The organism is Qipengyuania sp. ABI-127-1 (assembly GCA_022953095.1).
Taxonomy (GTDB): domain Bacteria; phylum Pseudomonadota; class Alphaproteobacteria; order Sphingomonadales; family Sphingomonadaceae; genus Qipengyuania.
This window is the reverse complement of the sequence record JALJCR010000003.1, coordinates 430043-455390: the sequence shown is the minus strand read 5'-3', so window position 1 is coordinate 455390 and position 25348 is coordinate 430043. Positions and strand designations below refer to the sequence as shown.

Annotated in this window: 23 protein-coding genes; 16 read left to right on the top strand and 7 right to left on the bottom strand. The window is 62.5% G+C overall.

The window, feature by feature from the left end; translation table 11 throughout:
* Positions 1–2: 2 nt before the first annotated feature.
* A complete protein-coding gene (locus MUY37_RS14805; protein WP_499196122.1) occupies positions 3–401 on the bottom strand; it encodes a DUF1761 domain-containing protein in 399 nt (132 codons plus the stop codon).
* A 77-nt stretch (positions 402–478) separates the two neighbouring features.
* Between MUY37_RS14805 and rimO the strand changes: the two genes are divergently transcribed.
* From rimO to MUY37_RS14765, 8 genes are all read left to right on the top strand, one after another.
* A complete protein-coding gene (gene rimO / locus MUY37_RS14800) occupies positions 479–1852 on the top strand; it encodes a 30S ribosomal protein S12 methylthiotransferase RimO (protein ID WP_499196121.1) in 1374 nt (457 codons plus the stop codon).
* Positions 1853–2094: 242 nt separating this feature from the next.
* Positions 2095–4461, top strand: coding sequence for an EAL domain-containing protein (locus tag MUY37_RS14795; RefSeq protein ID WP_499196120.1), 2367 nt, complete (start codon positions 2095–2097; stop codon positions 4459–4461).
* 226 nt (positions 4462–4687) lie between these two features.
* Positions 4688–5485, top strand: a complete 798-nt coding sequence (locus MUY37_RS14790; RefSeq protein ID WP_499196119.1) for a transglutaminase-like domain-containing protein — start codon at positions 4688–4690, stop codon at positions 5483–5485.
* 85 nt (positions 5486–5570) lie between these two features.
* The gene (gene zwf / locus MUY37_RS14785) at positions 5571–7013 is read left to right on the top strand and encodes a glucose-6-phosphate dehydrogenase (RefSeq protein WP_499196118.1); all 1443 of its coding nucleotides are present in this window, start codon (positions 5571–5573) and stop codon (positions 7011–7013) included.
* Positions 7003–8820, top strand: a complete 1818-nt coding sequence (edd, locus tag MUY37_RS14780; protein WP_499196117.1) for a phosphogluconate dehydratase — start codon at positions 7003–7005, stop codon at positions 8818–8820. Before zwf ends, edd begins: the two co-directional genes overlap by 11 nt.
* A gap of 2 nt (positions 8821–8822) precedes the next feature.
* Entirely contained in the window at positions 8823–9794 is a 972-nt protein-coding gene (gene glk / locus MUY37_RS14775) for a glucokinase (protein ID WP_499196116.1), read from the top strand.
* Positions 9791–10402, top strand: coding sequence for a bifunctional 4-hydroxy-2-oxoglutarate aldolase/2-dehydro-3-deoxy-phosphogluconate aldolase (gene eda, locus MUY37_RS14770; protein WP_499196115.1), 612 nt, complete (start codon positions 9791–9793; stop codon positions 10400–10402). Before glk ends, eda begins: the two co-directional genes overlap by 4 nt.
* A gap of 42 nt (positions 10403–10444) precedes the next feature.
* Complete coding sequence (locus tag MUY37_RS14765; RefSeq protein ID WP_499196114.1) at positions 10445–11143, top strand: L,D-transpeptidase family protein; 699 nt, start codon at positions 10445–10447, stop codon at positions 11141–11143.
* A 6-nt stretch (positions 11144–11149) separates the two neighbouring features.
* Here the strand turns inward: MUY37_RS14765 and tilS are convergent, their stop codons facing one another.
* From tilS to MUY37_RS14740, 5 genes are all read right to left on the bottom strand, one after another.
* The gene (gene tilS / locus MUY37_RS14760) at positions 11150–12094 is read right to left on the bottom strand and encodes a tRNA lysidine(34) synthetase TilS (RefSeq protein ID WP_499196141.1); all 945 of its coding nucleotides are present in this window, start codon (positions 12092–12094) and stop codon (positions 11150–11152) included.
* Entirely contained in the window at positions 12090–12995 is a 906-nt protein-coding gene (locus MUY37_RS14755; protein ID WP_499196113.1) for a tetratricopeptide repeat protein, read from the bottom strand. Before MUY37_RS14755 ends, tilS begins: the two co-directional genes overlap by 5 nt.
* 109 nt (positions 12996–13104) lie before the next feature.
* Positions 13105–13935, bottom strand: coding sequence for a helix-turn-helix domain-containing protein (locus MUY37_RS14750; RefSeq protein ID WP_499196112.1), 831 nt, complete (start codon positions 13933–13935; stop codon positions 13105–13107).
* 141 nt (positions 13936–14076) lie between these two features.
* Positions 14077–16347, bottom strand: a complete 2271-nt coding sequence (ptsP, locus tag MUY37_RS14745; protein ID WP_499196111.1) for a phosphoenolpyruvate--protein phosphotransferase — start codon at positions 16345–16347, stop codon at positions 14077–14079.
* Positions 16348–16418: 71 nt separating this feature from the next.
* On the bottom strand, positions 16419–16574 hold the full coding sequence (locus MUY37_RS14740) for a YdcH family protein (protein WP_115416003.1): 156 nt from the start codon (positions 16572–16574) through the stop codon (positions 16419–16421).
* Positions 16575–16739: 165 nt separating this feature from the next.
* On the opposite strand from MUY37_RS14740, the gene MUY37_RS14735 reads away from it, so the two are divergent.
* A complete protein-coding gene (locus tag MUY37_RS14735) occupies positions 16740–16949 on the top strand; it encodes a YdcH family protein (protein WP_499196140.1) in 210 nt (69 codons plus the stop codon).
* Positions 16950–17041: 92 nt separating this feature from the next.
* Positions 17042–17500: a DUF1465 family protein gene (locus MUY37_RS14730; RefSeq protein WP_499196110.1), complete on the top strand. Its 459-nt coding sequence runs from the start codon at positions 17042–17044 to the stop codon at positions 17498–17500.
* On the opposite strand, the gene MUY37_RS14725 is transcribed toward MUY37_RS14730, so the two are convergent.
* Positions 17501–18964 carry a glycerol kinase gene (locus MUY37_RS14725; protein WP_499196109.1) on the bottom strand — a complete coding sequence of 488 codons (1464 nt, stop codon included), beginning with the start codon at positions 18962–18964 and terminating at the stop codon, positions 17501–17503.
* A 118-nt stretch (positions 18965–19082) separates the two neighbouring features.
* Between MUY37_RS14725 and MUY37_RS14720 the strand changes: the two genes are divergently transcribed.
* The 6 genes from MUY37_RS14720 to MUY37_RS14695 all read left to right on the top strand — a co-directional run bounded on the left by MUY37_RS14720 (position 19083) and on the right by MUY37_RS14695 (position 25347).
* Complete coding sequence (locus tag MUY37_RS14720; RefSeq protein WP_499196108.1) at positions 19083–19955, top strand: MBL fold metallo-hydrolase; 873 nt, start codon at positions 19083–19085, stop codon at positions 19953–19955.
* Positions 19940–20623, top strand: a complete 684-nt coding sequence (locus tag MUY37_RS14715) for a DUF4230 domain-containing protein (protein WP_499196107.1) — start codon at positions 19940–19942, stop codon at positions 20621–20623. Before MUY37_RS14720 ends, MUY37_RS14715 begins: the two co-directional genes overlap by 16 nt.
* 79 nt (positions 20624–20702) lie before the next feature.
* A complete protein-coding gene (locus MUY37_RS14710; RefSeq protein WP_499196106.1) occupies positions 20703–21479 on the top strand; it encodes a hypothetical protein in 777 nt (258 codons plus the stop codon).
* 88 nt (positions 21480–21567) lie between these two features.
* Positions 21568–22554 carry a quinolinate synthase NadA gene (gene nadA / locus MUY37_RS14705; RefSeq protein ID WP_499196105.1) on the top strand — a complete coding sequence of 329 codons (987 nt, stop codon included), beginning with the start codon at positions 21568–21570 and terminating at the stop codon, positions 22552–22554.
* Between the two features lie 151 nt (positions 22555–22705).
* Positions 22706–23005, top strand: a complete 300-nt coding sequence (locus MUY37_RS14700) for a GIY-YIG nuclease family protein (protein ID WP_499196104.1) — start codon at positions 22706–22708, stop codon at positions 23003–23005.
* A 209-nt stretch (positions 23006–23214) separates the two neighbouring features.
* The gene (locus tag MUY37_RS14695) at positions 23215–25347 is read left to right on the top strand and encodes a prolyl oligopeptidase family serine peptidase (RefSeq protein WP_499196103.1); all 2133 of its coding nucleotides are present in this window, start codon (positions 23215–23217) and stop codon (positions 25345–25347) included.
* Position 25348 lies beyond the last annotated feature (1 nt).

Genomic DNA, 25348 nt, shown 5'->3' with positions numbered 1-25348 from the left:
GGTCAGCGCAAATACAGGAAGACACCGCCCATCGCGGCCATACCGACGATGAAGTGACCGGCATCGATAAGGAAATGGGCCAGCGTCTTGCGTAGGTAGAGGTAGTTGATCCCGATCGCCGGGGTCATGATCGCGGCGCCGAAACCGACCGCCATCATCATCACCGCCCGGTCGCTGGCGCCGGTGCGGACGATCAGATGCCACAACGTCATCGCGATCACGACTTCTGCCAGGAATGTCAGACCGAAGATCAGCGCCATATTTCCGCCCTGAAGCTGCTCGTCGCTAACCCCTGCTGCCTTTTGCCACGCCTTGCTGAACAGGACCCCGTACCAGATGGCCCCCACCAGAAAGAAGGCCAGCGCGCCAAGCAGCACGGGCAACCAGTTGATCTCGCTCATTTCTCCGTCTCCCTCAAATACCCGATACGCTCTAAGCTAGCGCAAAGCCGCCCGCGGGTGTAGAGGCGCGCGCAATCATGAGTACGACCACCACCCCGATCCCCGACCAGAAGAAGGTCGGTATGGTTTCCCTCGGCTGTCCCAAGGCATTGGTCGACAGCGAACGGATTCTCACGCGCCTGCGCGCCGATGGCTATGCGATGAGCCCGGACTATGCCGGTGCCGACGTAGTGCTGGTGAATACCTGCGGCTTTCTCGATTCCGCGAAGGAAGAAAGCCTGCAGGCCATTGGCGAGGCGATTGCCGAGAACGGCCGTGTCATCGTGACCGGCTGCATGGGCGAGGAAGCCGACGCCATTCGCGCGGCACATCCGCAGGTGCTCGCGGTCACCGGGGCGCACCAATACGAACAGGTGGTCGAGGCCGTGCACGAACACGCCCCGCCGTCGCAAGGCCCCTATGTCGATCTGATCCCACAGCCCGACATCAAGCTGACGCCACGCCACTACAGCTATCTCAAGATATCCGAAGGATGCAATCACTCCTGTGCCTTCTGCATCATCCCGGACCTGCGTGGGAAACTCGCCAGCCGCCGGATCGATGCCGTGCTGCGCGAAGCGGAAAAGCTGGTTGCTGCGGGGACGAAAGAGCTGCTGGTGATCAGTCAGGACACCAGCGCCTATGGGGTCGATACGCGCCACGAAAGCCGCCAGTGGAAAGGCCGCGAGGTCCGGGCTCACATGACTGACCTCGCGCGTGAGCTTGGTCAGCTCGACATCGGCGGAGGCGTGCCGCCCTGGGTAAGGCTCCACTATGTCTATCCCTACCCCCATGTCGACGCGGTAATTCCGTTGATGGCAGAGGGGCTGCTTACGCCCTATCTCGATATCCCGTTTCAGCATGCGAGCCCCAAGGTGCTGCGCGCAATGAAACGCCCGGCCAACGAGGCCAGGGTTCTCGAACGCCTCAAGTCGTGGCGCGAGACCTGTCCCGAAATCGCCATCCGTTCGAGCTTCGTCGTGGGCTTCCCCGGCGAAACCGAAGAGGATTTCCAGTACCTGCTCGACTGGCTGGAGGAAGCCCGGCTCGACCGTGTCGGTGCCTTCCGCTTCGAACCCGTCGAAGGCGCACGGGCCAATGCCCTGCCCGATCCCGTGCCGGAAGACATCAAGGAAGACCGCTACGCCCGGATCATGGAAGTCACCGAACGGATCAGCGCGGCGAAGCTCGCGGCCAAGGTGGGGACTACGATTCCGGTCATCATCGACGAAGTCGGCGAACCGGATGAAGATGGCGACATCGGCGCAACCGGGCGCAGCCAGGCAGACGCGCCGGAGATCGACGGGGCGGTTTACCTGCGCAATGTGCCGCGCGACCTCGCTGCGGGCGATATTGTAACTGTCTCAATAGAGGACAGTGACGCGCACGACTTGTATGGAGTGGTACACTGATACAGCCGCATCCGGCCTGTTAACCCCGCCGGGTTACCTTTCCCCCGCGCGCTTATCCAATTCAATCGGAACGGGAAATCGCCCCCGGACGATCCGCCAATCCAGCCGCGGTTCGAATTCCGTTCAGCCAAGTTCCTAAACTCGCATTAACCTTCGTAACCCCCGGCGCTCTTGGGGCAAGGGCTTACAGCGAGTGGGCCATCAAGTTTTTCTTAAACTTAAGGGCGCCATAAGGGTGTTCGATGGGTGGAACACGCATCTTGAAGGCGGCAGAGGCAATCGTCGGTGGCGGACGCGCGCTGCTCAGCAGGCGGCTGTTCGAACGCCTACGGCACCTGCTTTGGGCGGGGTTGATTACGCTTGCCACATACGGCGTTCTTCTGTTCGAACCGGTCGATCAGTTCCTCTGGCTGATCCAATCGCGCATCGCCGACCGGCATCCATCCGGTGACGTCGTGTTTGTCGGCTCCGACGAAGCGCTCAACGATCCCGCTGCGCCGGAGCGGCGATATAAGGTGGCCGCAGCGCTCGACGAGCTCGATCGGCTCGGCGTCGGCAAGGTTTTCCTCGATGTCACGTTCGAAACGTCCGACAATCCGGCTGCCGATGCGCGGCTTGCCCGCGCAATCGCCGATCTCGGCCCCCGCATCACATTGGTCGATCGGATTGTCGAGGAGGCGGGGCGCGACAGAATGCTTCGACGGACCTCACCCGACATTGCGAGCGCTGTCGGACGTGTCGTATCTGATCAGACTGATCGGAATTTCTTCGGTTTCGCGTGGGAGATTCACTATGGATACGAAGTAGACGGCTCTTTGGTCCGGTCGCTTGGTGCAGCAATTGGCGGGGTATCAGATGCACAACAAGGACGCTTTGCAATCGACTACGGCTTCAACAGCCGTGAGATTCCGGTCGTATTGCTTGAGCAACTGATCAGCGCGCAATCCAAGAATGACTACGACGACATAGATGTGACCGGCAAAACCGTGGTGGTTGGCCACAGTAACTACGCCGGCGGCACACCACAACTTATTCCCGGGAGCACCAACGGTCCCGCGAGTTTTATCGATATATACGCTGGGGAAACCCTGAAGTCCGGCAGAACAACATATTTGCGCGGAAGCCTTGTTCTACCTTTTTTCGCCGCGATGCTCCTTCTAGCGGTCATGATAGCTAAGCCTCGAAAACGGCGCTGGACGGCATATTTCGGTATCGTTCTTGTCCTGCCTGTCGTATTCGTCTTATCAGCGAAGATCGGCGTAAGGCTCGAGCTTGCTTACGCATTATCCCTTCTAGCGACTTACGGTGCCCTCCGCTCTCGCGTACGCTGGAAGCGCCGTGTCGAGATGGTGAACAGCGAAACCGGCCTGCCAAAACTCCGCGCTCTCGAAAGCCGACTCATACGTGACAAAACCGGAAGCGGCCATGTCGTCATAGCCAAAATCCAGAACTACGAACGTATCCTCAAGACCTTACGCTCGGACGATAAGGGAAGCTATGTCCTTAAACTTGTCGACCGATTGCGCGCGGCCGATCCCAATCTGGCCATCTATAGCGATGGGCACCACCTGGGCTGGCATGTAGCAAGCGACGACACCAATGCGGTAACCGATCACCTCGAGGGCTTGCGCGCCATTTTCGCTGCACCCGTTCAGGTAGGCGGGTTTTCCGTGGATGTGGGGATCACATTCGGCGTCGCCGCGATCGATGATGACCCGACCGTTCGACTGGCCGCTGCCGTTGCCGCCGCCGAAGAGACCTCGGAAGCTCACAATCCTATCGCAGTTGCCGAAACGGGATCGCAAAGCGATCTGCTATGGGACATCTCCTTGCGGGCACGGATCGACGAGGCGATGGAGGCAGGCGAAATCTATTGCGTCTACCAACCCAAGATCGACCTCGCATCCAAGTCGATTGCCGGTGTTGAAGCGCTCGTCAGATGGCACGATCCCGCACGCGGCTTCATTTCGCCCCAGCACTTCATCCAGCAATGCGAAAAAGCGGGACGGATGGAGCATTTGACCCGCTACGTTCTGCAAAGCGCCTGTTCGGCCGGACAATTGCTCCATTTTCGCGGGCGGGTGATCTCCATGGCAGTCAATCTCTCCGCCACGCTTCTCGGCGATATGCGGATCGCCGGTATCGTCCGCAACGTGCTGCAGGCAACGCGTTTCGATCCTGCGTATCTGACCCTCGAAATCACCGAAACCGCGCGTATTTCCGATCATACCGTCGCAGCGAGTATTCTCGAGGAACTCAGATCCCTCGGCGTCAAGATTTCGATGGATGATTTCGGCGTCGGCGCCGCCAGCTTCGAAGCCTTCTACGAACTGCCCTTCGACGAGCTGAAAATCGACCGGCTCTTCGTTGCCAATATGGCGAAGGACCCCAAGGCAAGGGCCATCGTATCGAGCATAGCCGCAATGGGCCGCGAGGCGCGAATCACCGTGGTGGCGGAGGGTCTGGAAAACCCGCAAGACATCGTTCTTTTTGAGGAAGCGGGCTGCCAGCAGGTCCAGGGCTTTGCATTTTCACGCCCCTTATCTTTATCTAATCTTCTGGAATATCAAGACTTTACGCTAAACAGGCCAGCCGCAAACATGGTTTAAACTTTACAAACACTTATGGTTAATGACATATAACTCCTGAAGTAACAGGAGGTACGACCATGTGGAGCTTTTGGGATTGGCTTTTCCGCAACGACTGAGCGGTATCGCCACATAGAATTCGAAGGGCCCCGTTTCGGGGCCCTTTTTCGTTTTCGCGGGGGTTCTCATGCGGTTTTCAAAAACATGACAACGAAACCTCCCCGCCTCTCCCTCGTTGACCGGCCATATGCCGATCTCCATCGAAACCCGCTTCGCCTTCCACCTCGCTGCACCGACGGACATCCTGTTGCAGTTCGAAGCCGCTGCAATCCCCGAGCAGACTATCCTCTCGAGCGATACCGATCTGGCCCCGGACGAGCGGTATACGCGTGTCTCGGCGCTGCATGACATCGGCGAACGCATCTGGATGAGGGCGCAAGGCGAGTGCACAGTCGCCTATCGCGCGCGTGTCGAAATCGAGCGACAGGTTTCCGATCTGGAAGAGCTGTCTGCCCTGCCCGCCCATCGCCTGCCTGGCGAGGCGGTCGAATATCTCTTCGACAGTCGGTACTGCCCGGCGGATGACTTCCAGTCTTTCGTCGTTGCTCAGTTCGGCGATACCACGGGCGGCGCGCGCATCGCTCGGATCAGGGACTGGATCGGCGAGAATTTCACTTATGTTCCCGGCGTATCGGATTCCGGGACCGGTGCCGCACAGAGCTTCATTGCGCGGCAGGGTATCTGCCGCGATTATGCCCATGTCCTGATTGCCCTCGCACGCGCCAGTGCGATTCCCGCACGCTACGTCGCCTGTTACGCCCCCGGGGTTGATCCGCCCGACTTTCACGCGGTTGCCGAAGTCTTCCTTGCCGACCCGACGACACCCGCTGGGGGGACGTGGCAATTGGTCGATCCGACCGGGATGGCCGATCCTTCCCGGACCGTGAAGATCGGCGTCGGACGCGATGCCGCGGATGTGAGCTTTCTCACCAGCTTTGGGCCAAGCGACTTCCGCACGAGTTCGGTTTCGGTTTCGCAAGAATAGGAATGCAGCCGACTGGTGTGCTCGCTCTCGCGCTGGTACCCGAACTCACGAGGAGCAATGACACGATGATCGCGTGGGCCACTGCATGAATATTACCGCGGACCGCCTCTTGTTGTTCGGAGCCACCGGCGATCTGGCGCAACGCATGCTGTTACCTTCCCTATGCGCGCTGGACGCCGATGGGTTGCTGGAACCCGATCTCAAGGTGGTCGGAACTGCGCGTTCGGAAATGACCACTGCGGCCTATCGCGATTTCGCGCGTGCAGCGCTGGAGAAGTTTCTTCCCGAAAACCGGCGCGGGGGCATCGCGCAATTTCTCGATCGGCTGAGCTACGTGCCCGTCGATGCGACCACGCTCGGGGGGTATGAGGCGCTGGCCGAGGAGGTGGGCGAATACGCCAAGGGTCTGGCGATCTTCCTGTCGACCGCACCCAGCCTGTTCGAGCCGACAATCGACGGCCTCGTCCATGCCGGGCTGACCGAGGGAAACGTCCGGATCGGGCTGGAAAAGCCGCTCGGCACCGATCTCGCCTCGAGCGAAGAAATCAACGACGCTGTAGCGAGAGCCTTCTCGGAAGACCGGATATTCCGGATCGATCATTATCTCGGCAAGGAAACGGTACAGAACCTCCTGGCGCTGCGTTTCGCGAACCTGCTGTTCGAGCCTGTATGGAACGCGACCTACATCGATCACGTCCAGATCACGGTGGCCGAGACGGTCGGCCTGGAATCGCGCATTGCCTATTACGACGATAGCGGGGCGCTGCGCGACATGGTCCAGAATCACATGTTGCAACTGCTTGCGCTGGTCGCGATGGAACCGCCCACCAGCTTCGATTCCACCGCGGTGCGGGACGAAAAGGTTAAGGTTCTGCGCGCTTTGCGCCCCGTTGCCAAAGACGAGACCGTGACCGGCCAGTACCGTGCCGGGGCCGTGAACGGCGAGGCGGTTCCCGGCTATGACGACGAACTGGGCAAGGACAGCGAGACCGAGACCTTCGTGGCGCTCAAGGCCCATGTCGACAATTGGCGCTGGAAGGGCGTGCCCTTCTATATGCGCACCGGCAAACGCCTGCCGGAGCGAGTGACCGAAATCGTGGTCCAGTTCCGCTGCATCCCGCATTCGATCTTTGCCGATCGCGGCGCGACTACCCGGCCCAACCGCCTGGTCATCGGGATCCAGCCCGAAGAAAACGTCCAGCTATCGATGATGGCAAAGGTGCCCGGCCTCGACCGCGAGGGCATTCGCCTGCGCCAGATCCCGCTCGACATCGCCATGCCGGACGCCTTTTCCGGTACCGTGCGGCGCATCGCCTACGAACGGCTTTTACTCGATCTGATTGAAGGCGATCAGACGCTGTTCGTCCGCCGCGACGAGGTGGAGGCACAGTGGGAATGGATCGACGCCATTCGCACCCTGTGGGAGCAGGAAGGCATCACGCCCAAAGCCTATGGTGCAGGCAGCTGGGGGCCGAGCGCGGCGATTGCACTGGCCGAACGCGACGGGGTGAGCTGGCATGACGAATAGACCGCTGAACGACACGATCCATCGGGTGACCCAGCGGGTGATCGAAAATTCGCGGCAAAGCCGCGCGACCTATCTCGACCTGATGGACCGCGAAAGCGACCGACAGGTCAATCGCGGTACGCTTTCCTGCTCGAACCTGGCCCATGCCTTTGCCGGAGCCGAGGAGGACCAGGCCGCAATTATGGCCGCCAAGGGGCCGAACCTTGGTGTAGTGACGGCCTATAACGACATGCTCTCGGCCCATCAGCCCTATCACCGTTATCCCGAGCTGATGAAAATCTGGGCGCGTGAGGTCGGGGCGACGGTTCAGGTAGCCGGTGGGACACCCGCAATGTGCGATGGTGTGACGCAGGGTGAAGCGGGCATGGAACTTTCGCTCTTCAGCCGCGACACGATCGCGCTTTCGACCGTCGTGGCGCTGAGCCATTCCATGTATGATGGCGTCGCCCTGCTCGGCATTTGCGACAAGATCGTACCCGGCCTGCTGATGGGGGCGCTGCGCTTCGGGCACTTGCCGGCGATCTTCGTGCCCTCCGGCCCGATGGGCACCGGTATCTCCAATAAGGAAAAGCAGCGTACCCGCCAGCTCTATGCCGAGGGCAAGGTCGGACGGGAGCAATTGCTCGCCAGCGAGATGGGCAGCTACCATTCACCCGGCACCTGCACCTTTTACGGCACGGCCAATTCCAACCAGATGATGATGGAAATGATGGGCCTCCACGTTCCCGGCGCGGCCTTCATCCATCCGGGCGCCAGGCTCCGGCAGGAATTGAGCCGCGCGGCCACGCACCGTCTGGCTGCCATCGGCAAGCGAGGCGAGGATTTCCGCCCGCTTTCGCGTGTCGTCGACGAGAAAGCAATCGTGAACGCCGCCATCGGCCTTCTCGCCACGGGCGGATCGACCAATCATGCGATCCACATCCCCGCTATGGCAAGGGCGGCAGGCATCGCGTTCGATTGGACCGATCTGTCGGAACTCTCGAGCGCCGTCCCATTGGTCGCGCGGGTCTATCCCAACGGGTCGGGCGATGTGAACCATTTCCACGAAGCGGGCGGCATGGGCTATGTCATCGGCACTCTGCTGGAGGAAGGTCTCGCCCATGCGGATATCCTGACGATCTGGGAGGGCGGGCTCGATGCCTACAGCCGCGAACCGGGCATGGATGGCGATTCGCTCACCTGGCGCGATCCCGGGCCTTCGGGCGACACCACAATGCTGCGCCCTGCCTCCGACCCTTTCCAGCCCGATGGCGGGATGCGTCTCGTCGAGGGAAATCTGGGCCGCGCCTGCTTCAAATCCTCAGCGGTGGAGCGCGAGCGTTGGACCATCGAGGCCCCGTGCCGCGTATTCGAGACCCAGCGCGATGTGAACGAGGCTTTCACCAACGGCGAACTCGACCGCGACGTCGTGGTCGTCGTCCGCTTCCAAGGCCCGCGCGCCAATGGCATGCCCGAACTCCACAAACTGACCCCCGCGCTCGGCGTGCTGCAGGACCGCGGCTATAAGGTCGCCTTGGTAACCGATGGGCGCATGTCGGGCGCATCCGGCAAGGTGCCCGCCGCGATCCACTGTACCCCGGAAGCATTGGGCGGCGGCCCGCTGTCCAGGTTGCGGGATGGCGACGCTATACGTGTGTGCGCCGCTAGCGGCGAGCTTTCGACAACGGCCGATCTCGACAATCGTGAGGCCGCGCCCCAGCCCGAGATCGAAATGGGGATGGGGCGCGAGTTCTTTGCATTGTTCCGCCAGCATGCCGATGGCGCGGAACAGGGCGCCTCATCGATGTTGGCGATGGCGGGGCTGTGAGCATGGAGATCGTCACCGTCGATATCGGCGGCACCCATGCGCGTTTCGCCATAGCCACCGCAAAGGATGACGGCAGGATTGCGCTGAGCGATCCCGAAACGCTTCGGACAAAGGATCATGCGAGTTTTCAGACCGCATGGGAGAGTTTCCGTGAACGGATCGGGGGCACCCTCCCGCCCCGCGTTGCGATGGCCATCGCGGGCCAAGTCAGCGATGATATCATCCGTTTTACCAACAATCCATGGATCATCCGCCCAGCCGTTTTGAAAGAGAAGCTGGGTGTCGAACGATACTGCATTGTCAACGATTTCGAAGCGGTAGCGCATACCGTCGCACGGGTCGGCGAAGACCAGTTCATCCATCTGACCGGCCCCGACAGACCTCTTGCCCCGACTGGCCGCCTCAGCGTGATTGGCCCCGGTACCGGCCTAGGGGTTGCGCACCTCTATCGCGAAACGGACGGGACTTACCGCGTATCCGCCACCGAAGGCGGTCATATCGACTTTGCCCCGCTCGATCAGATCGACGACGCGATTCTTGCACGCCTGCGCAAGCGCCACACGCGCGTATCGGTGGAGCGGGTCGTGGCAGGGCCGGCCATATCGGACATTTATCAGACGCTTGCCGCGATAGAGGGCAAGCCTGTCGCCGAGGAAGACGACATTGCCATCTGGACGCGCGGACAGGATGGCAGTGACAGTCTTGCCGCAGCGGCTGTGGATCGCTTCTGCATGTCGCTCGGCAGCGTCGCGGGCGACATTGCGCTTGCCCAGGGTGGTTTCGGCGGCGTCGTAATCGCCGGGGGGCTCGGTTACCGGATCCGGGAAACGCTGCTCAGATCGGGCTTTGCCGAAAGGTTCAAGGCCAAGGGGCGTTTCCGGGAACTGATGGCCTCGATCCCCGTCAAACTTATCACCCACCCGCAACCGGGCCTGTTCGGTGCCGCAGCGGCCTTCGTAAGGGAGCATCGATGACCATCGCGGATATCATGCAGACCGCCCCGGTAATCCCGGTCATCGTGGTGGACGAGGTGGAGCATGCGCGGCCGCTGGCCCGCGCCTTGGTGGCGGGCGGCCTGCCGGTGCTCGAAGTCACGCTGCGTACCCCGGTGGCCCTCGACGCGATCCGCGTTATGAGCGAAGTCGACGGCGCGATAGTCGGGGCTGGAACAGTGACCAATCAGTGCGAGCTGGCCGATGCAATCGATGCGGGAAGCCAGTTCATCGTCTCACCAGGCCTTACCGAACCGCTTGGCAAGGCGGCCATTCGCGAAGGCATTCCGTTTCTGCCTGGCATCGCGAATGCAGGCGACATCATGCGCGGGCTCGACCTAGGGCTGACCCATTTCAAGTTCTTTCCGGCAATGGCAGCTGGCGGTTTGCCCGCCTTGAAAGCTCTTGCGGCGCCCTTCGGCCAGTGCCGCTTCTGCCCTACCGGCGGCATATCGCTCGCCAATGCGGGTGACTGGCTGGCTTTCGATCCGGTCTTGTGCGTCGGGGGTAGCTGGGTCGCCCCTCGCGGGCCGGTGAACGAAAAAAACGTCGAAGCGCTGGCGCGGGAAGCTGCCGCTCTGGCCGGTTAGCTCCCGTCGTCCGAACGGTGCCGGTTCGAGACGGTTTCCAAGGTGAAACTGGAAAATTCACCATTGCAGGCGCATATTGGACGCATGGACGTGATTCTGAAATGGATTGGTGGCGGAACCGTGGCAGCGGCGCTGGTGCTTGCAGGCATCGCCATCGGTGGCCGCGCAACGGCGGAAAACGACATGTCCGAGCCCGCCATCGAAACCCCGACGCCCGTGTCGCAACCGGTTTTCGCCCACGGCGCGATCGCGGCGAAGGCCGCAGCCGATGCCAAGCGGCTTTATACGGTTCGCCGCGTCCTGCCGATCGAAGGGCCGATAAAGTATGGCGAATGGCATTGGGACGATGAGGGCGTTCCGGACGGCCCGCTACTGGTCACGGTCGATCTCCAGGCCCGTGTGATTTCGATATTCCGGGGCGGATACGAGATCGGCGCCGCGGCGGTCATGCTGGGTACCGATCAACACCCGACCCCCACCGGCGTCTTTCCGATCCTGTGGAAGCAGAGGCATAATGTTTCGGAGAAATACGGCAATGCGCCGATGCCCTGGAGCATGTTCCTGACCAATGACGGGATTGCGATCCACGGGGGGAGCGAAGTGGAAAACGGGTATGCCAGCCATGGTTGTATCGGCGTTCCCGACGATATTGCGAAGCGCCTGTTCGCCATCGCCAAAGAGGGCGATCGTGTCGTCATTACCGATGGCAAGCGGATGGGTATGGGCGATAGCATCATCTGATCGCGCTCAACCCGACCGGCGCGGCGGCTCGGGCGAGCAGGCGTACACATCCTGCTGTTTCTCGATCAATACACCGGCAATATTGCCGCGTCTGTCGAGGGTTTTGAGGAAGCCGGCGACCTCCCCACGCGACACGGTTTGTCCGAAGCCCGCAATGGCGCGTGCCACGAGGCGGGATGACACATCGATCGAATCCGCGATCGGTACGGCAATATGTCCGTCGGTCACTGTGGCTTCGCTATCCCACAACTGATCCGCAATCGACGCAAGGGCGCGCTCGGCTTCTTCGAGATGGGCAGCGGAGCGTGCTAGGGCGAGCGGGTCGATCCAGTCCGCCTTTTCGAGTTCGCGCCTTATCCTCACGCGCTCGAAGCTCTCGTCGCGGTTGCTGGGATCGTCGGCGAAAGGGGTGCCTGTCGCGCGCAGGATGGCGCGCAGTTCCTCCCTGCGGAACTGCAACAGGGGGCGGACCACGGGAACGGGACATCCCTCGATCATCGTCGATGAGCGAATTCCGGCCAGACCAGCCAGCCCGCTGCCTCTGTTGAGCCGCATCAGCAGCGTTTCGGCCTGATCGTCGGCATGGTGCGCGGTGGCAATGGCCGCCAGTTGCCGATCGCGAGCCCACTCGCCAAGCCCGGCATAGCGGGCGGAGCGCGCGCGGTCCTGCAGGTTCCCCTCGGCCACTGTAACCTTGAGGATACGGCAAGCGATGCCCCGCTCCTCACACACGCGGGCCACGAGCGCGCATTCCTCACCGGCTTCGGGCCGCAGGCCATGATCGACCGTTGCAACCTCGATCATGCGGTCGAACAGGGCGTGGGCGAGAACCAGCAGCGCCATACTGTCCGCCCCGCCCGATACCGCCAGCCCGAGCGTGCCATTGGGCCTGTGCGCGCGAAAACCGGCTTCGAACCGCGCGAGAACAGCTTCGTCTAACCGCTCGTCAATTGCAGTTCACCTTGGCGCGATTGGCCTCGTACTGGCCTTGTAGACGGCCCGCTGCGAGCGCCGGATAGGTCTCGGAAAATTCGGCCAAGGCGATGCAGGCCCGGCGGGTATCGTCGAGCGCAATCATCGCCTCGGCAAGATAAAGCAGGCTGTCGCCCGCCCGCGCCCCGGTTTTGTCTTCCTGGTAATTCTTGAGGAACCAGGGGGCGGCTTCCTTTGCCTTGCCATCGTCCAGATAGGCCCGGCCCAGAAGGTTGCGCCCGTAGGTCGTGCGCCAATGCTCGGGATTCTGCTCGACGAACAGCGTAAGCTGCTGCTGCGCCTCGGGATAGAAGCCCGCATTCCAGAGACGATAACCATAGGAATATTCATCGTCCGCCGGATCGTCGGTCTGGGGCTTGGCGATCGACTGGACTGCGGCAAGCCGCTCGTCGCTCGGGCCGGAAGCCTCCGCCGCCAGCGAGCGCGATGCGCCGGGTGCTTCCTCGCCCCCACCCGTAGTAACCGCGACCGGTTCCGGATTGCCGACACCGCCGCCTTCCAGCGCATCGATCCGCTCGGTAAGCAAGCGGATTGTATTCGCATTCTCCTCGTTCTGCGCGGTCTGGCGCTGAAGCTGCGCCTCAAGCGCATCGAGCCGGGCGAGGATATCGGTCACCGCCGTGGTCGAGGACCCCGACACGGTCGACCGCACCGAGGGCTGCGCGCTGATCTCGGGTTCGAAGAAGCGCCCGTCCCCGCCAGGAAAAACCTTGCGCTGCAAGGCCCGCACTTCGGCTTCGAGGCGCCGCAGGCGCGCCTCGTCATTGCCATCCTGCGGCAGCGCCGGCGTTGAAGTGGCGAGCAGGGCAAACCCCGCTCCGAGAAAGGACAGGTTGCGGGCGAAGGATCCGAACGTCATCGGGGGAGGCTCCTCGTGGGATATCCGTATGTTGCGAGAGTGCCCTAGCCTCGCGAATCTGTCGAGGCCATGAAGCAGGCTTATCCCCTTCCGGGGGGGGATGGTGCGATCAGCCGCCGCTACTGCTGTCGGTTTCAGGCGCGGCTCGATCATCGGTCCGCGCCAGCAGCGCTTCCGCCGTTATCGGCACGTCCTTGATAATCTCGTCTTCTTCGGAGAGTTTGCGAACCGGGCGTCCGCCGATCGTTATCGCCAGGGCATAGGGTCGGCCGGTCCAGACCTGCGGCCCTTCGGCGTCCGGGGGCACTGTGAAACTGTCACCCTCCGCCATCTGCGCTTCGTATAGGCGTTCACCATTGGCATCGTAGAACTTGACCCATGTGCCATCCATCTCGCTGGTAAACACCACCGGCCCGGACGCGGCAGGGGTTTCGGGGCGCTGCGAAGCCTCACCCTCGTCTTGCGAGCCGAGGGCTACCTGTTCCTGCGGCTGGCTCAGCGGAGCAGGCCCCAGTCCCGGGGCGAAATAGCTGTTATAGAAGGCGTATATCCCGCCCAATAAAAGCACTGCGGCGAACAGTGCGAACCATGCAAGACCACGCCCCGGCACACGGGCGGGATCGCCGGGTTCGAACTTGGCCGGGCCGACGCCGTTCTCGTCGCCTTCCGCCAATTCCTCGCGGACCTGTTCGACGATTTCACGCTCGTCGAGCCCGACCAGACGCGCATAGGTGCGCGAAAATCCAACCGCATAGGTGCGCGCCGGCAGATCGGCCAGCGACCCATTCTCGATCGTCAGCAGATGCCGCTGGGGAATACGGGTTTCCGCCGCCACCTGGGCGATATCCAGTCCCGCCGCTTCGCGTGCGCGCCTCAGTCTTGCGCCAACCCGATCGGGTTCTTCCCGCTGTTCCTGCTCGTGATTGTCTTCCTCGCTCATGCGATCCCCGAATAATGCGATCCCGCGGTTTCCCCGCGCCTGGTCTTGACAGCGGACAAGCGACACGGCCGACCTTCTGTCAAGATCGCAGTATAACACATTAAACGCGTACCGACGAAGAGAGGCGGTTTCGCGACGAAATCAGTCGAGATCGATATCGTGTTGGACTGCCCAGCGCTGAAGCTCCGCGCGCATATCAGCCGGCGGCGTAGCCAGCCAGCGCGTCATCTGCTGCGTCAGTTCATTGAGATCGACTTTGCGGACCAGTTCCTTGATCGGCCCCACCGCCGCCGGGGTGATCGAAAGGCGCCGGTAGCCGATGCCGAGAAGCGCCAGGGCCTCGAGCCTGCGTCCGCCCATCTCGCCGCATATGCCCAGCCTGACATTCTGCCCCACAAGCGATTGTGCGACGCGCGCCAGAAAGCGCAGAATGGCAGGGCTCAACCAGTCATACCGTTCGGCCAGCTTGGGATTGGCCCGGTCGGCGGCAAAGAGGAACTGCGTGAGGTCGTTGGTGCCGACCGAAATGAACGAGAGCTTGGGTGCGAGAATGTCGAGAACATCGGCCAGCGCCGGCACTTCGAGCATGCATCCATATTCGATCGTTTCGGGCACCAGCTTGCGCCGCTCGCGCAGGAACCGGAGCTGGTCTTCGAAAACCTGCTTTCCGGCATCGAATTCCCACGGCTCGCTCACCATCGGGAACATGACCGAAAGCGAACGGCCCCCGGCCGCTTCCAGCAATGCGCGTGCCTGGGCCTTCAGCAGGCCTTCCCGCTCTAACGACAGGCGCAAGGCGCGCCAGCCCATGGCCGGATTCTCGTCGCGCTCGCCCACCGCGCTGTCGAGATAGGGAACTGCCTTGTCCCCGCCGATATCGACGGTGCGGAACACAACCGGCTTGCCCCCTGCGGCGTCGAGCACATCGCGGTAAAGCCGCAACTGACGGTCACGCTGCGGAAGCGTGGAGGAGACGAGGAACTGGAACTCGGTTCTAAATAACCCCACCCCATCCGCGCCGCTCATCGCCAGCGCGCTCATATCGTCGCGCAGGCCTGCATTCATCATTACCGTGATGCGCGTGCCATCGCGAGTGAAAGGTTCGACATCGCGCAATTCGGCATAAGTCGCCTGCTTCTCGCGCGTTTTGGCGAAACGCGTTGCGAAGGCGTCGATCACCTGCTGCGTCGGGCGCAGCGTGACGGTGCCCTCGACGGCATCGAGAATGACCTCATCGCCTTCCGCGACGCGGGTGCGGATACCGGACACCCGCCCCAGTACGGGCACGCCCATCGCGCGGGCGACGATAACGACATGGGCGGTGAGCGAGCCCTCTTCGAGAACCACGCCCTTGAGCCGCCGCCGGTCGTATTCGAGCAGTTCGGCCGGGCCTAGATTACGGGCGAACAGGATCGTATCGCGTCTTAGACCCTGCGTCGCAGCAGTACCCAACTGGCCGGATACGATCCGAAGCAGGCGGTTGGACAGATCTTCCAGATCATGCATCCGGTCGGCCAGCAACGGGTCGTCGATCTCGCGCATCCGCATACGGGTGCGCTGCTGCACGCGTTCGATCGCCGCCTCGGCCGTCAACCCGCTATCGATCGCCTCGTTGATCCGGCGGCTCCACCCTTCGTCATAGGCGAACATCTTGTAGGTTTCGAGCACTTCGACATGCTCGCCACCCTTCCCGAATTCCGGCTCCTTGCCGAGCGCGTCGATCTGGTCGCGCATCTTGTCGAAAGCGCGATAGACACGCTGGCGCTCGGCCTCGATATCCTCTGCCACGACCTGATCGATTTCGATGCGTGGCTGGTGGAACACCGCCTGCCCGGCCGCGAGGCCTTTTACCAGGGTCAATCCTTGCAACACGTCGTTCTCGATATGCGCGATTTCGAGATCGATCTGCCCTTCCTCGTCGACAAGTTCCTTGTGCGCGATAAGTTCGGACAGGACCATGGCAGTGGTCTGCAGCGCTTCGATCTCGATTTCCTCGTATCGGCGTGGTTCGACGTGCTGGACGCACAACACGCCGACCGCCCGTTCGCGGTAGACGATCGGCACACCGGCGAAGGAATGGAATTTTTCCTCGCCCGTCTCCGGGCGATAGGCGAAGTCGGGGTGCGCCTTGGCCTCGGCCAGGTTGAGCGTTTCGATATTCTGCGCGATCGTGCCTGCCAGGCCCTCGCCGATAGCCAGGCGGGTAACGTGGACCGCTTCGGGATTGAGACCCCGCGTGGCGTAAAGCTCCAGCGCGCCCTCGCGCAGCAGATAGATCGAGCAGACTTCGCTCGTCAGGCTCTCGGCAATGATCTCTACCACCCGGTCGAGCTTGTGCTGGGCATGAGTGCGCCCGGCCATGACCTCGTGCAGGCGGGTGAGTATCTGGCGTGCTGAAGATGCGGCTGACATGGCCGCAGCCTATAGCAAATTCGTGGAAAGGCGGAAGCGGGACCCGTAGCCCCGCTTCCCGACAATCAGGTTCAGCAGGAAGCGAGTTCTTCCTTGATAAGGAGCTTTTGCTTCTTGATCTGCTGGATCATCGCGATGTCGGGCGCCGGTCGGGTCTGCTCCTCGTGCAGGCGGGCCTCGAGACCGGCGTGCTTGGCTTTGAGCGCGTCGACATGTGATGATTGCATCGGGTTGTCTCCTTGACGGTTGTGCGACCTCAGGAGCGACTCGTGCGCGGGTGCGGCACGGGCCGCAGAACAGGTATCAAACCACAGGATTGATAATTTACAAAGGGCCTTGTTGAAGGCATGCGACGAAACGGTCGAGTGAGACGATTTTCTGGGAAGGTCGGCGTGAACGAACAGGAACTGCGCAAGCGGCTGGCATTGCTCCGCAGCGAACACCGCGATCTCGATGTAGCAATCGCGGCGCTGTCGGATGCCGGTGCGCAGAGCGGTTTCGTCGACCAGTTGCAAATGGCCCGGCTAAAAAAGCGCAAGCTTGCGCTCAAGGACCGGATAGCAGCCATCGAGGATGTTCTGCTACCGGACATAATCGCGTGAAACCCGCCTCTTGAGCCCCGGCGCGTATCAGCGCGGGACAAGTGTGGTTAATCCGCTGGCGGCGAGCAGGGCGGAGGCGTAATTGCCTTTTCATGCCAGCTCGCGACATCAACGAAGAAATCATCGAGGATCTCTATTCGGAAGCCCTCGTGCTCGCGGACGATGCGCGCGCCGCCTTCGATTTGCGGTTTCAGGACGATGCGTCCCATGTCGGAGACCTGACGCGGGTAGCGCTTTCGATCGAGGGGCTGCGCACGACCACACGTTTGATGCATATCCTCGCCTGGCTGCTCAACCAGCGCGCCTATCGTGCCGGGGAGCTTTCCGAACAACAGCTTGAGCGGTGTGGTAACTTGCCAGTCGAGCGCGAGGCGGACCCCGACAATCTGACGCGGCTTGAGCCCGAGACACGTTCTTTAATCGAAGAGAGCGAAAGGCTCCACGCGAGGGTGGCCCGCCTCGATCGAGATTGGCGCCGCGAAAGGCAGGGGGAAGATATGCCGGTCGCCTCGCTCCAGGATCGGATCGCGCAGGCCTTCGCTTCAGCCTGATCACACCGCCGCCAGCGCCTTGGCATATCGCGCAAGGCGGGTTTCGCGCACCGGGCCTTCCATGTCCGGCTCGAACACCCTCGCCTTGCCGCGCATCGCTTGCGCCGCGGATTCGAGAGTGTCGTGCATCCCGCAGCCGACCGCCGCCAGGATGGCCGCGCCGAGCGCGGTCGTTTCGATGAAGTCGGGTCGTTCGACCGGCAGATCGAGAATATCGGCCAAGTCCTGCGCCATCCAGTCATTGGCGCTCATCCCCCCATCGATCCTCAAACGCGACCAAGGCGCCCCATCGGCCTCGAAAGCGCTGGCGAGATCGTGGGTCTGGTGCGCCATCGCCTCCAGCGCAGCGCGGGCGATTTGCGCGCGCGCGCTGGCGAAGCTGAGGCCCGAAATCACGCCGCGCGCATCGGGCAGCCAGTGCGGCGCGCCAAGCCCGGCCAGCGCAGGCACGATCACCACTTCGCCGCTGTCTTCGATCGAGCGGGCCAGCTCCTCGGTTTCCGCGGCATTGCCGATCAGCCCGAGCTGGTCGCGAAGATATTGCACCAAGCTGCCCGCCACGAAACACGCGCCTTCAATGGCATAGGTCCGCGTGCCGTTCTCCTGGTAAAGCACGGTGCCGAGCAGGCGATGGTCCGAATGCGGGATATCCCGCCCCTTATTGGTCAGCACGAACGCGCCGGTGCCATAGGTCGCCTTGGTCTCGCCGAACGCAAGGCATCCCTGGCCGATCGTTGCCGATTGCTGATCGCCCGCAAGGCCGCAGATCGGGATCGCCGCGCCGAGCAGGTCGGCGCTGCATTCGGCCAGCCGTCCATGCGTATCGACCACTTCGGGCAGTGTGGCACGCGGTACGCCGAACAGTTCGCACATATCCTCGTCGAACTGCGCCCCGTCGAGCGCCAGCAGCAGCGTGCGGCTGGCATTGCTCGCATCGCTCAGATGCGCCCCACCCGACAGTTTGAAGACCAGCCAGCTTTCGACCGTGCCAAAGGCCAGCGTGCCCTGTGCTGCGGCAGCGCGCACGCCTTCGTCATGATCGAGCAGCCAGCGCATCTTGGTGCCCGAGAAATAGGGATCGAGCAGCAGGCCGGTTCGCTTCTGGACTTCGGCTTCGTGACCGTAATCCTTCATGCCCGCACAGAATTCCGCTGTCCGCCGATCCTGCCACACTATCGCGCGCGTCAGCGGCTCGCCGCTGGTTCGGTCCCACGCGACCACGGTTTCGCGCTGGTTGGTGATACCGATCGCGGCGATGCGTCCGGCATCCCCGCCCACGACCTCGCGCGCGCAGGCAAGCGTCTTGTTCCAGATCTCGGCCGCATCGTGTTCGACCCAGCCGGGCTTCGGATAGTGCTGCGTAAGGTCCTTCTGCGCGACCGCCTCCACCGTTCCATCGGGTGCGAAAGTCATCGCCCGGGTGGAAGTGGTACCGGCATCGAGGACGAGTATGTGTTCTCCCATGCAGCTCTTCTGCCGCTCGCCTCGATCCGATGCAACGCCCGCTGAAAGCAGAACTCGACCGGCCCGGGCACAATCTGTCTCGACTTCGCGCGATCCGAACCTCTAGAGTTGCATTGCAATGGCTGGAATTCCTCCCAAACCGTGGCCGACCGGCAAGGCGATGCAGCTCGAACCGCTGGTGCGCCGCGTGCTCGCTCCCAATCCGTCGCCCTATACCTTCACCGGAACGCAAACCTATATCGTCGGCCTCGGCGATGGCTGCGCGGTAATCGATCCCGGGCCGGACGAGAAAGAGCATCTGCTCGCGCTCGATGCCGCGATAGGCGAAGAACATGTCTGTGCGATCATGTGCACGCATACGCATCGCGACCACTCGCCGGCCGCGAAGACGCTGGCGGCCAGGACCGGCGCGGCCATCGTCGGCTGCGCGCCGCTGGTGATCGACAGCAACCTGCCGCGTTCCGATGAGGCTTTCGACCCGACCTATGAGCCCGACCGGGTGATGGAGGACGGCGAGCAGATGACCGGCCCCGGCTGGACGCTGACCGCCGTGGCAACGCCGGGCCATGTCTCCAATCATCTGTGCTTCGCCCTGGAGGAGAGCGGCGCGCTGTTTACCGGCGATCATGTGATGGGCTGGTCGACCAGCGTGGTTATCCCGCCCGATGGCGATATGGGGGATTATATGAAGAGCCTCGACAAGCTCTATGCGCGCGAAGATCGGGTTTTCTATCCCGCGCATGGCGAAGCGGTCGAAAAACCGCGCCAGCTGGTGCGCGGCATGATCGGCCATCGCCGCCAGCGTGAGAACCAGATTCTTCGCCATCTGGGCGAAGGCCCGCATGCGGCAAGCGATTTCGTGCCCAAGATGTACAAGGGGCTCGACACCAAGCTGCACAAGGCGGCGGAAATGTCGGTCACCGCGCATCTGATCGATCTGGAACAGCGCGGCCTCGTCGCCCGTTCGGGCGATGTATGGCAGACGATCTGAAGACCGAGACACCCGAAATCCAACCCGAGGTCCGGCGCGAGCAGCCGCTCGCCCGCGTGCAGGCGGTGCCGTGGCTGATCGTGATTGTCTTGCTGGCCGCTGTCGCCTGGCTCGGCTGGCGGGCCTTCTATCAGGAAGAAGGCGATCCGGTGGGCAGCGCGATGCTCGCTTTCGAGAAGCAGAATTCGCTGACTGTCTTCTCGTCCCGCTTCGAAGTCGTCGCGGAAAGCGTCGACCGGCGCGGCGTGCTCAATCTCGACCTGCTCGAAAGCCGTCAGGCGGCGATCATCCCGGCGACGGTCGAATACCGCCTCGATCTGTCGAGCATGGACCGCGACCGGTTCGCATGGGACGAGGAACGCGAGCAATTGACCGTGATCCTGCCGCCGCTGCGGATCTCGCGCCCCAACCTCGACGAAGCAGCGCAGAAAACCTTTACCGAGGGCGCCTATGTCAGCCGCGACGCCAGCACCGACCTCGCGCGCAACAATTCGCAGCAGGCCGAACGCAAGGCCGCCGAATTCGCCAAGAATCCGCAGGTTCTCGCGCTTGCCCGGCAAGCGGCGAAGGATGCGGTGCGGCAGAACCTCGCCATCCCGATGCAGGTCGCGGGCTATGGCGACGTGTCGGTCGAGGTGCGCTTCGACGGGGAGCCCGCGCCCGAGTGATTTGACCTTGTCCCGGCGCCGCTATAGGCCTTGGCCAAAAGACAGATCGGTCGCTTGGCTTTGAGGGGGGCTTGGGACCATGGCCATCGCAACCGCGCCGCGCGAAACTGTCGTTCACGGCGATACGCGCTTTTTCACGATCATGGCCTTCGTCATGTCGTTCATCATCGTCGCCGGATTTTCGGTCAATCTCGCAATGGGCCGGTCGAGTTTCGACGTACCCGCCGCCTACCACGTCCATGCTCTCGTCTTCATGGGCTGGATCGGCCTCTATCTCGCGCAGCACCTGACGGCATCGCAGCGCAATTGGAAGCTGCACACCGCGCTCGGCAAACTCGCCTATCTCTGGGTTCCGGCCATGGTGATCGCGGGTGGCACGATCATGATCGTGGTCGCACGCCGCACGGGCGGCCCGTTCTTTTTCGACGTGAACGAATTCCTCATCAGCAACCTGGCCCTGCTACTGTGCTTCGGCGGCCTTGCTCTATGGGCGTTGCAGCGCCAGCGCTATGGCGGCTGGCATCGCCGCCTCATGCTGTGTTCGATGGCGGTGCTGACGGGACCCGGACTTGGTCGTCTGCTTCCCATGCCGCTGATGATCCCCAATGCATGGACCATAACGATCACCGCCACGATGATTTTTCCGATCATCGGGATGATCGCGGACAGGCGCAGGCACGGCGGCATCCACCCGGCCTATCGCTGGGGACTGGGCATTTACGCCGCGACCTTCATCGTTTCGATGCTGCTTGCCTATTCTCCGATGGGCTACGCTTTCACCGAATGGGTCATCGCCGATAGCGCCGGAGCCGAGCGCCCGATGAAGGCTTTCCTCCCGCCGGGCTTCGCCATGTGACAGGATGCAAACGCGCTTGCCCGGAACGCACTCGCCATCGCGTCCGTTGCAGCTATAAGCGCCTCACACGCATCCAACGGGATATTCAATGACTGCCGAAACCAGCCTGCCGACCGGCACCGATCTCCTCGCCGAAATCAACCGCCTGCGTAAGGAAAAGAACGCGATCATCCTCGCGCATTACTACCAGACGGCCGACATTCAGGATATCGCCGATTTCGTCGGCGACAGCCTCGAACTGTCCCGCAAGGCGGCCGAAACCGATGCCGATGTGATCGTGTTCTGCGGCGTGAAGTTCATGGCCGATACGGCCAAGATCCTTTCTCCGGAAAAGATCGTCGTCCTGCCCGATATGGATGCCGGTTGCAGCCTCGAAGACAGTTGCCCGCCCGAGAAATTCAAGGCGTTCCGCGAAGCGCATCCCGATCACATCGCGCTGACCTACATCAATTGCTCGACCGAGGTTAAGGCGCTCTCCGACGTCATCGTCACCAGCTCCAGCGCGGAGACGATCATCAGCCAGATCCCCGAAGACCAGAAGATCATCTTCGGCCCGGATCGGCATCTGGGCGGCTATATGAGCCGCAAGTTCAATCGCGAAATGCTGCTGTGGCCGGGCGTGTGCATCGTCCACGAGGCGTTCAGCGAAACCGAGCTGCTCAAGCTGAAGGCACAGCACCCCGATGCGCCGGTTGCCGCGCACCCCGAATGCCCGCCGACGATTATCGACCACGCCGACTATGTCGGCTCGACCAGCGGCATTTTGCAATTCGCCAAGACCTTCGAAGGCGACACGCTGATCGTGGCGACCGAGCCGCACATTATCCACCAGATGGAAAAGGCGCTGCCCGAAAAGACCTTCATCGGCGCGCCCGGCGCGGACGGCAACTGTAGCTGCAACATCTGCCCCTATATGGCGCTCAACACGATGGAGAAGATGTACGCCTGCCTGCGCGATCTGGAACCGCGCATCGAGATCGAGGAAGGCCTGCGCCTGAAAGCCAAGCAGAGCCTCGACCGCATGCTGGAAATGGCCAGCGGCACGATCGGCAAGGGCGATCTGGGGCGGGTATAGCCTTTCGCTGGACAGCTCCGGATTGTTTCGCCTGCGGCTCGCAATGACGGAGGGGATCGCGCTGGCCCTGGCGAGTTAGGTCGGCTGCGGACCATTTTCCTGCCTTCGTCATTGCGAGGAGCGCAGCAACGCGGCAATCCAGTCCGATCCGATGTCCCGCACTGTCGGACCCGCCGTCTACATCATAGCCAGTAAGCGAAACGGCACGATCTATGTCGGCGTGACCTCAAACCTTCCGCAGCGCGCCTACCAGTATCGCGAAAGTCTGATCGATGGCTTTACCAAGCGCTATGGCTGCAAGCTGCTCGTCTGGTTCGAAATGCACGGCGATATGGAAAGCGCGATTCTGCGGGAGAAACAGTTGAAGGGCGGATCGCGGAAGAAGAAGCTCGCCTTGATCGAACAGCACAATCCGCAATGGCGGGACCTGTTTGCCGAGATTTGCGACTGACGGCCTCTGGATTGCTTCGCCTGCGGCTCGCAATGACAAGGGGCTGCTTGACTGATCTTCTTTCCGTCTTGGCGCCTTTCCCGCCTCCTCGTCATTGCGAGGAGCAAAGCGACGCGGCAATCCAGCCCGGCAGCCGCGCCTTCGGCACTGGTTTCCGAATGTGCATTACCCGCTTGCCCCTCTCCCGCCGCACAAATACACCACCCGGCATGACACAGACCACGCCCGTCGCACGCTTCGCGCTCGCCACCGCGCTTGCCTTCACCGCCACACCCCTCGCCGCGCAGGAAACCGATGCGGACGACCCGTATATCTGGCTCGAGGAAATTCAGGGTGAGCGCGCGCTGGCCAAGGTCGATCAGTGGAACGCCGATACCGAAGCCGTGCTGACCGCGCGGCCCGAATATCCGCTGGCCAAGGCTTGGGCGAAGCAGATCCTCGACGATACGCGCCAGATTGCCATGCCCGATGCGATCATGGGCGACCAGGTTACAAATCTGTGGCGCGATGCGAACAATCCGCGCGGGCTGTGGCGTATTGCCAGCCTCGATAGCTACATGGTCGGCGCGCCCGAATGGCGCGTGCTGATCGATGTCGATCGGTTGGGAGAGGAAGAAGGCGAAAGCTGGATCTGGCACGGTGCAGACTGCCTCGCGCCCGAATACACCCGCTGCCTGATCTCGCTCAGCCCCGGCGGAACCGATGCCGATGTGGTGCGCGAATTCGACGTCACGACAGGCGCCTTTGTCGAGGGTGGCTTTACCCTGCCCGAGGCTAAGTCCAACGTCGCCTGGTTCGATCGTGACACGCTATTCGTCGGCACCGACGAGGGAGAAGGCTCGCTGACCGACTCCGGCTATCCGCGGCTCGTGAAGCTGTGGCAGCGCGGCACCGAATTCGCCGAGGCACGCCAGATCGCCGAAGGCGAACAGTCCGACATCAGCATGAACGGTTTTTCGATCCTCGACGGCGACACCCGCTGGCGCTTCGTGCGCCGGGGGCCGAGCTTCTGGACGAGCCAGTACAGCCTCGCGCGCGAGGATGGCACGCTCGTACCGCTGCCCTTGCCCGAGGACGCCGAATTCGAAGCGGTTCTCGGCGGTCAGGTGATCGCCAAGCTCAATTCCGCCTTCGAAACCTCGCGCGGTGTCGCACAGCCTGGCACCCTGCTCGCATGGTCGCTGGAAGACGTGTTGCGCGGTTCCGATCCCGATCCTGTCGTCGTTTTCCGCCCGAGCGAGACACAGGCCGTCGAAGAAGTCGCCGCATCCGAAAACAAACTCTGGGTCAAGGTGCTCGACGATGTCTCGGGCAAGCTGATCGCGCTGACCCCGGGAACCGAGGGCTGGGCCGCGCGCGCCATGGACCTGCCCGCCAACAGCACGGTCCAGATCGCCGAGACCAGCGGCGAGGGCGATACCGCCTTCGTCACAGTCGAAAACATGCTGACCCCGCCGACGCTGTGGGCGGTGCCGAGCGAGGGCGAACCCCTCGCCATCGCCAGCGAACCGGCGCAGTTCGATGCGGACAAGTTTACCTTCGAACAGAAATTCGCGACCTCGAAGGACGGGACCAAGGTCCCCTATTACCTCGTCCGGCCCAAGGGCGCCGAAGGCCCGCTGCCCACGCTGATCCACGCCTATGGCGGGTTCCGCGCCGCGCAGACGCCCAAATATCTTACCGCCGAGCCCTATCGCAGCGGTCCGCTGGGCCTGTTTTGGGTGACAAGCGGCAATGCCTATGTGCTCGCCAATATCCGCGGCGGTGGGGAATACGGTCCGCGCTGGCACGAGGATGCGCTGCGCGAGAAACGCCAGAACAGTTTCGACGATTTCCATGCCGTGGCCGACGACCTCGTGGCCAGCCGCCTCGCCGATCCCGGCCGCATCGCCGCTTCGGGCCGGTCGAATGGCGGCGTTCTGGTAGGCGCGGTCGCCAACCAGCGGCCCGACCTTTACGGCGCGATCATTTCGGGCAGCCCGCTGATCGACATGAAGCGCTATAACAAGCTGCTCGCGGGTGCATCGTGGATGGCCGAATACGGCAACCCGGATGTGCCTGCGGACTGGGCCTTCATGCGCGCCTGGTCTCCCTATCAGAACATGCGCGACGGCCCCGATGTCCCCGCCGCCTTCTATTACCTCTCGACGCTCGACGACCGGGTACATCCCGGCCACGCGCGCAAGGCGGCGGCCAAGCACGAGGCCTTCGGCCAGACCTTCTACTATCACGAATATCGCGAGGGCGGGCATTCGGTCGGTTCGGACCACGAGGAGGACGCCAAGCGCGCCGCGCTGCTACTCGCCTATCTCAACCGCGAAATCGGCAGCGGAGCGGAGTGAG

Coding starts and splice junctions, on each gene's coding strand:
- MUY37_RS14805 (WP_499196122.1), bottom strand. CDS start 401: ATGAGCGAGATCAACTGGTTGCCCGTGCTGCTTGGCGCGCTGGCCTTC.
- rimO (WP_499196121.1), top strand. CDS start 479: ATGAGTACGACCACCACCCCGATCCCCGACCAGAAGAAGGTCGGTATG.
- MUY37_RS14795 (WP_499196120.1), top strand. CDS start 2,095: ATGGGTGGAACACGCATCTTGAAGGCGGCAGAGGCAATCGTCGGTGGC.
- MUY37_RS14790 (WP_499196119.1), top strand. CDS start 4,688: ATGCCGATCTCCATCGAAACCCGCTTCGCCTTCCACCTCGCTGCACCG.
- zwf (WP_499196118.1), top strand. CDS start 5,571: ATGAATATTACCGCGGACCGCCTCTTGTTGTTCGGAGCCACCGGCGAT.
- edd (WP_499196117.1), top strand. CDS start 7,003: ATGACGAATAGACCGCTGAACGACACGATCCATCGGGTGACCCAGCGG.
- glk (WP_499196116.1), top strand. CDS start 8,823: ATGGAGATCGTCACCGTCGATATCGGCGGCACCCATGCGCGTTTCGCC.
- eda (WP_499196115.1), top strand. CDS start 9,791: ATGACCATCGCGGATATCATGCAGACCGCCCCGGTAATCCCGGTCATC.
- MUY37_RS14755 (WP_499196113.1), bottom strand. CDS start 12,995: ATGACGTTCGGATCCTTCGCCCGCAACCTGTCCTTTCTCGGAGCGGGG.
- MUY37_RS14750 (WP_499196112.1), bottom strand. CDS start 13,935: ATGAGCGAGGAAGACAATCACGAGCAGGAACAGCGGGAAGAACCCGAT.
- ptsP (WP_499196111.1), bottom strand. CDS start 16,347: ATGTCAGCCGCATCTTCAGCACGCCAGATACTCACCCGCCTGCACGAG.
- MUY37_RS14740 (WP_115416003.1), bottom strand. CDS start 16,574: ATGCAATCATCACATGTCGACGCGCTCAAAGCCAAGCACGCCGGTCTC.
- MUY37_RS14730 (WP_499196110.1), top strand. CDS start 17,042: ATGCCAGCTCGCGACATCAACGAAGAAATCATCGAGGATCTCTATTCG.
- MUY37_RS14725 (WP_499196109.1), bottom strand. CDS start 18,964: ATGGGAGAACACATACTCGTCCTCGATGCCGGTACCACTTCCACCCGG.
- MUY37_RS14720 (WP_499196108.1), top strand. CDS start 19,083: ATGGCTGGAATTCCTCCCAAACCGTGGCCGACCGGCAAGGCGATGCAG.
- MUY37_RS14715 (WP_499196107.1), top strand. CDS start 19,940: ATGGCAGACGATCTGAAGACCGAGACACCCGAAATCCAACCCGAGGTC.
- MUY37_RS14710 (WP_499196106.1), top strand. CDS start 20,703: ATGGCCATCGCAACCGCGCCGCGCGAAACTGTCGTTCACGGCGATACG.
- nadA (WP_499196105.1), top strand. CDS start 21,568: ATGACTGCCGAAACCAGCCTGCCGACCGGCACCGATCTCCTCGCCGAA.
- MUY37_RS14700 (WP_499196104.1), top strand. CDS start 22,706: ATGTCCCGCACTGTCGGACCCGCCGTCTACATCATAGCCAGTAAGCGA.
- MUY37_RS14695 (WP_499196103.1), top strand. CDS start 23,215: ATGACACAGACCACGCCCGTCGCACGCTTCGCGCTCGCCACCGCGCTT.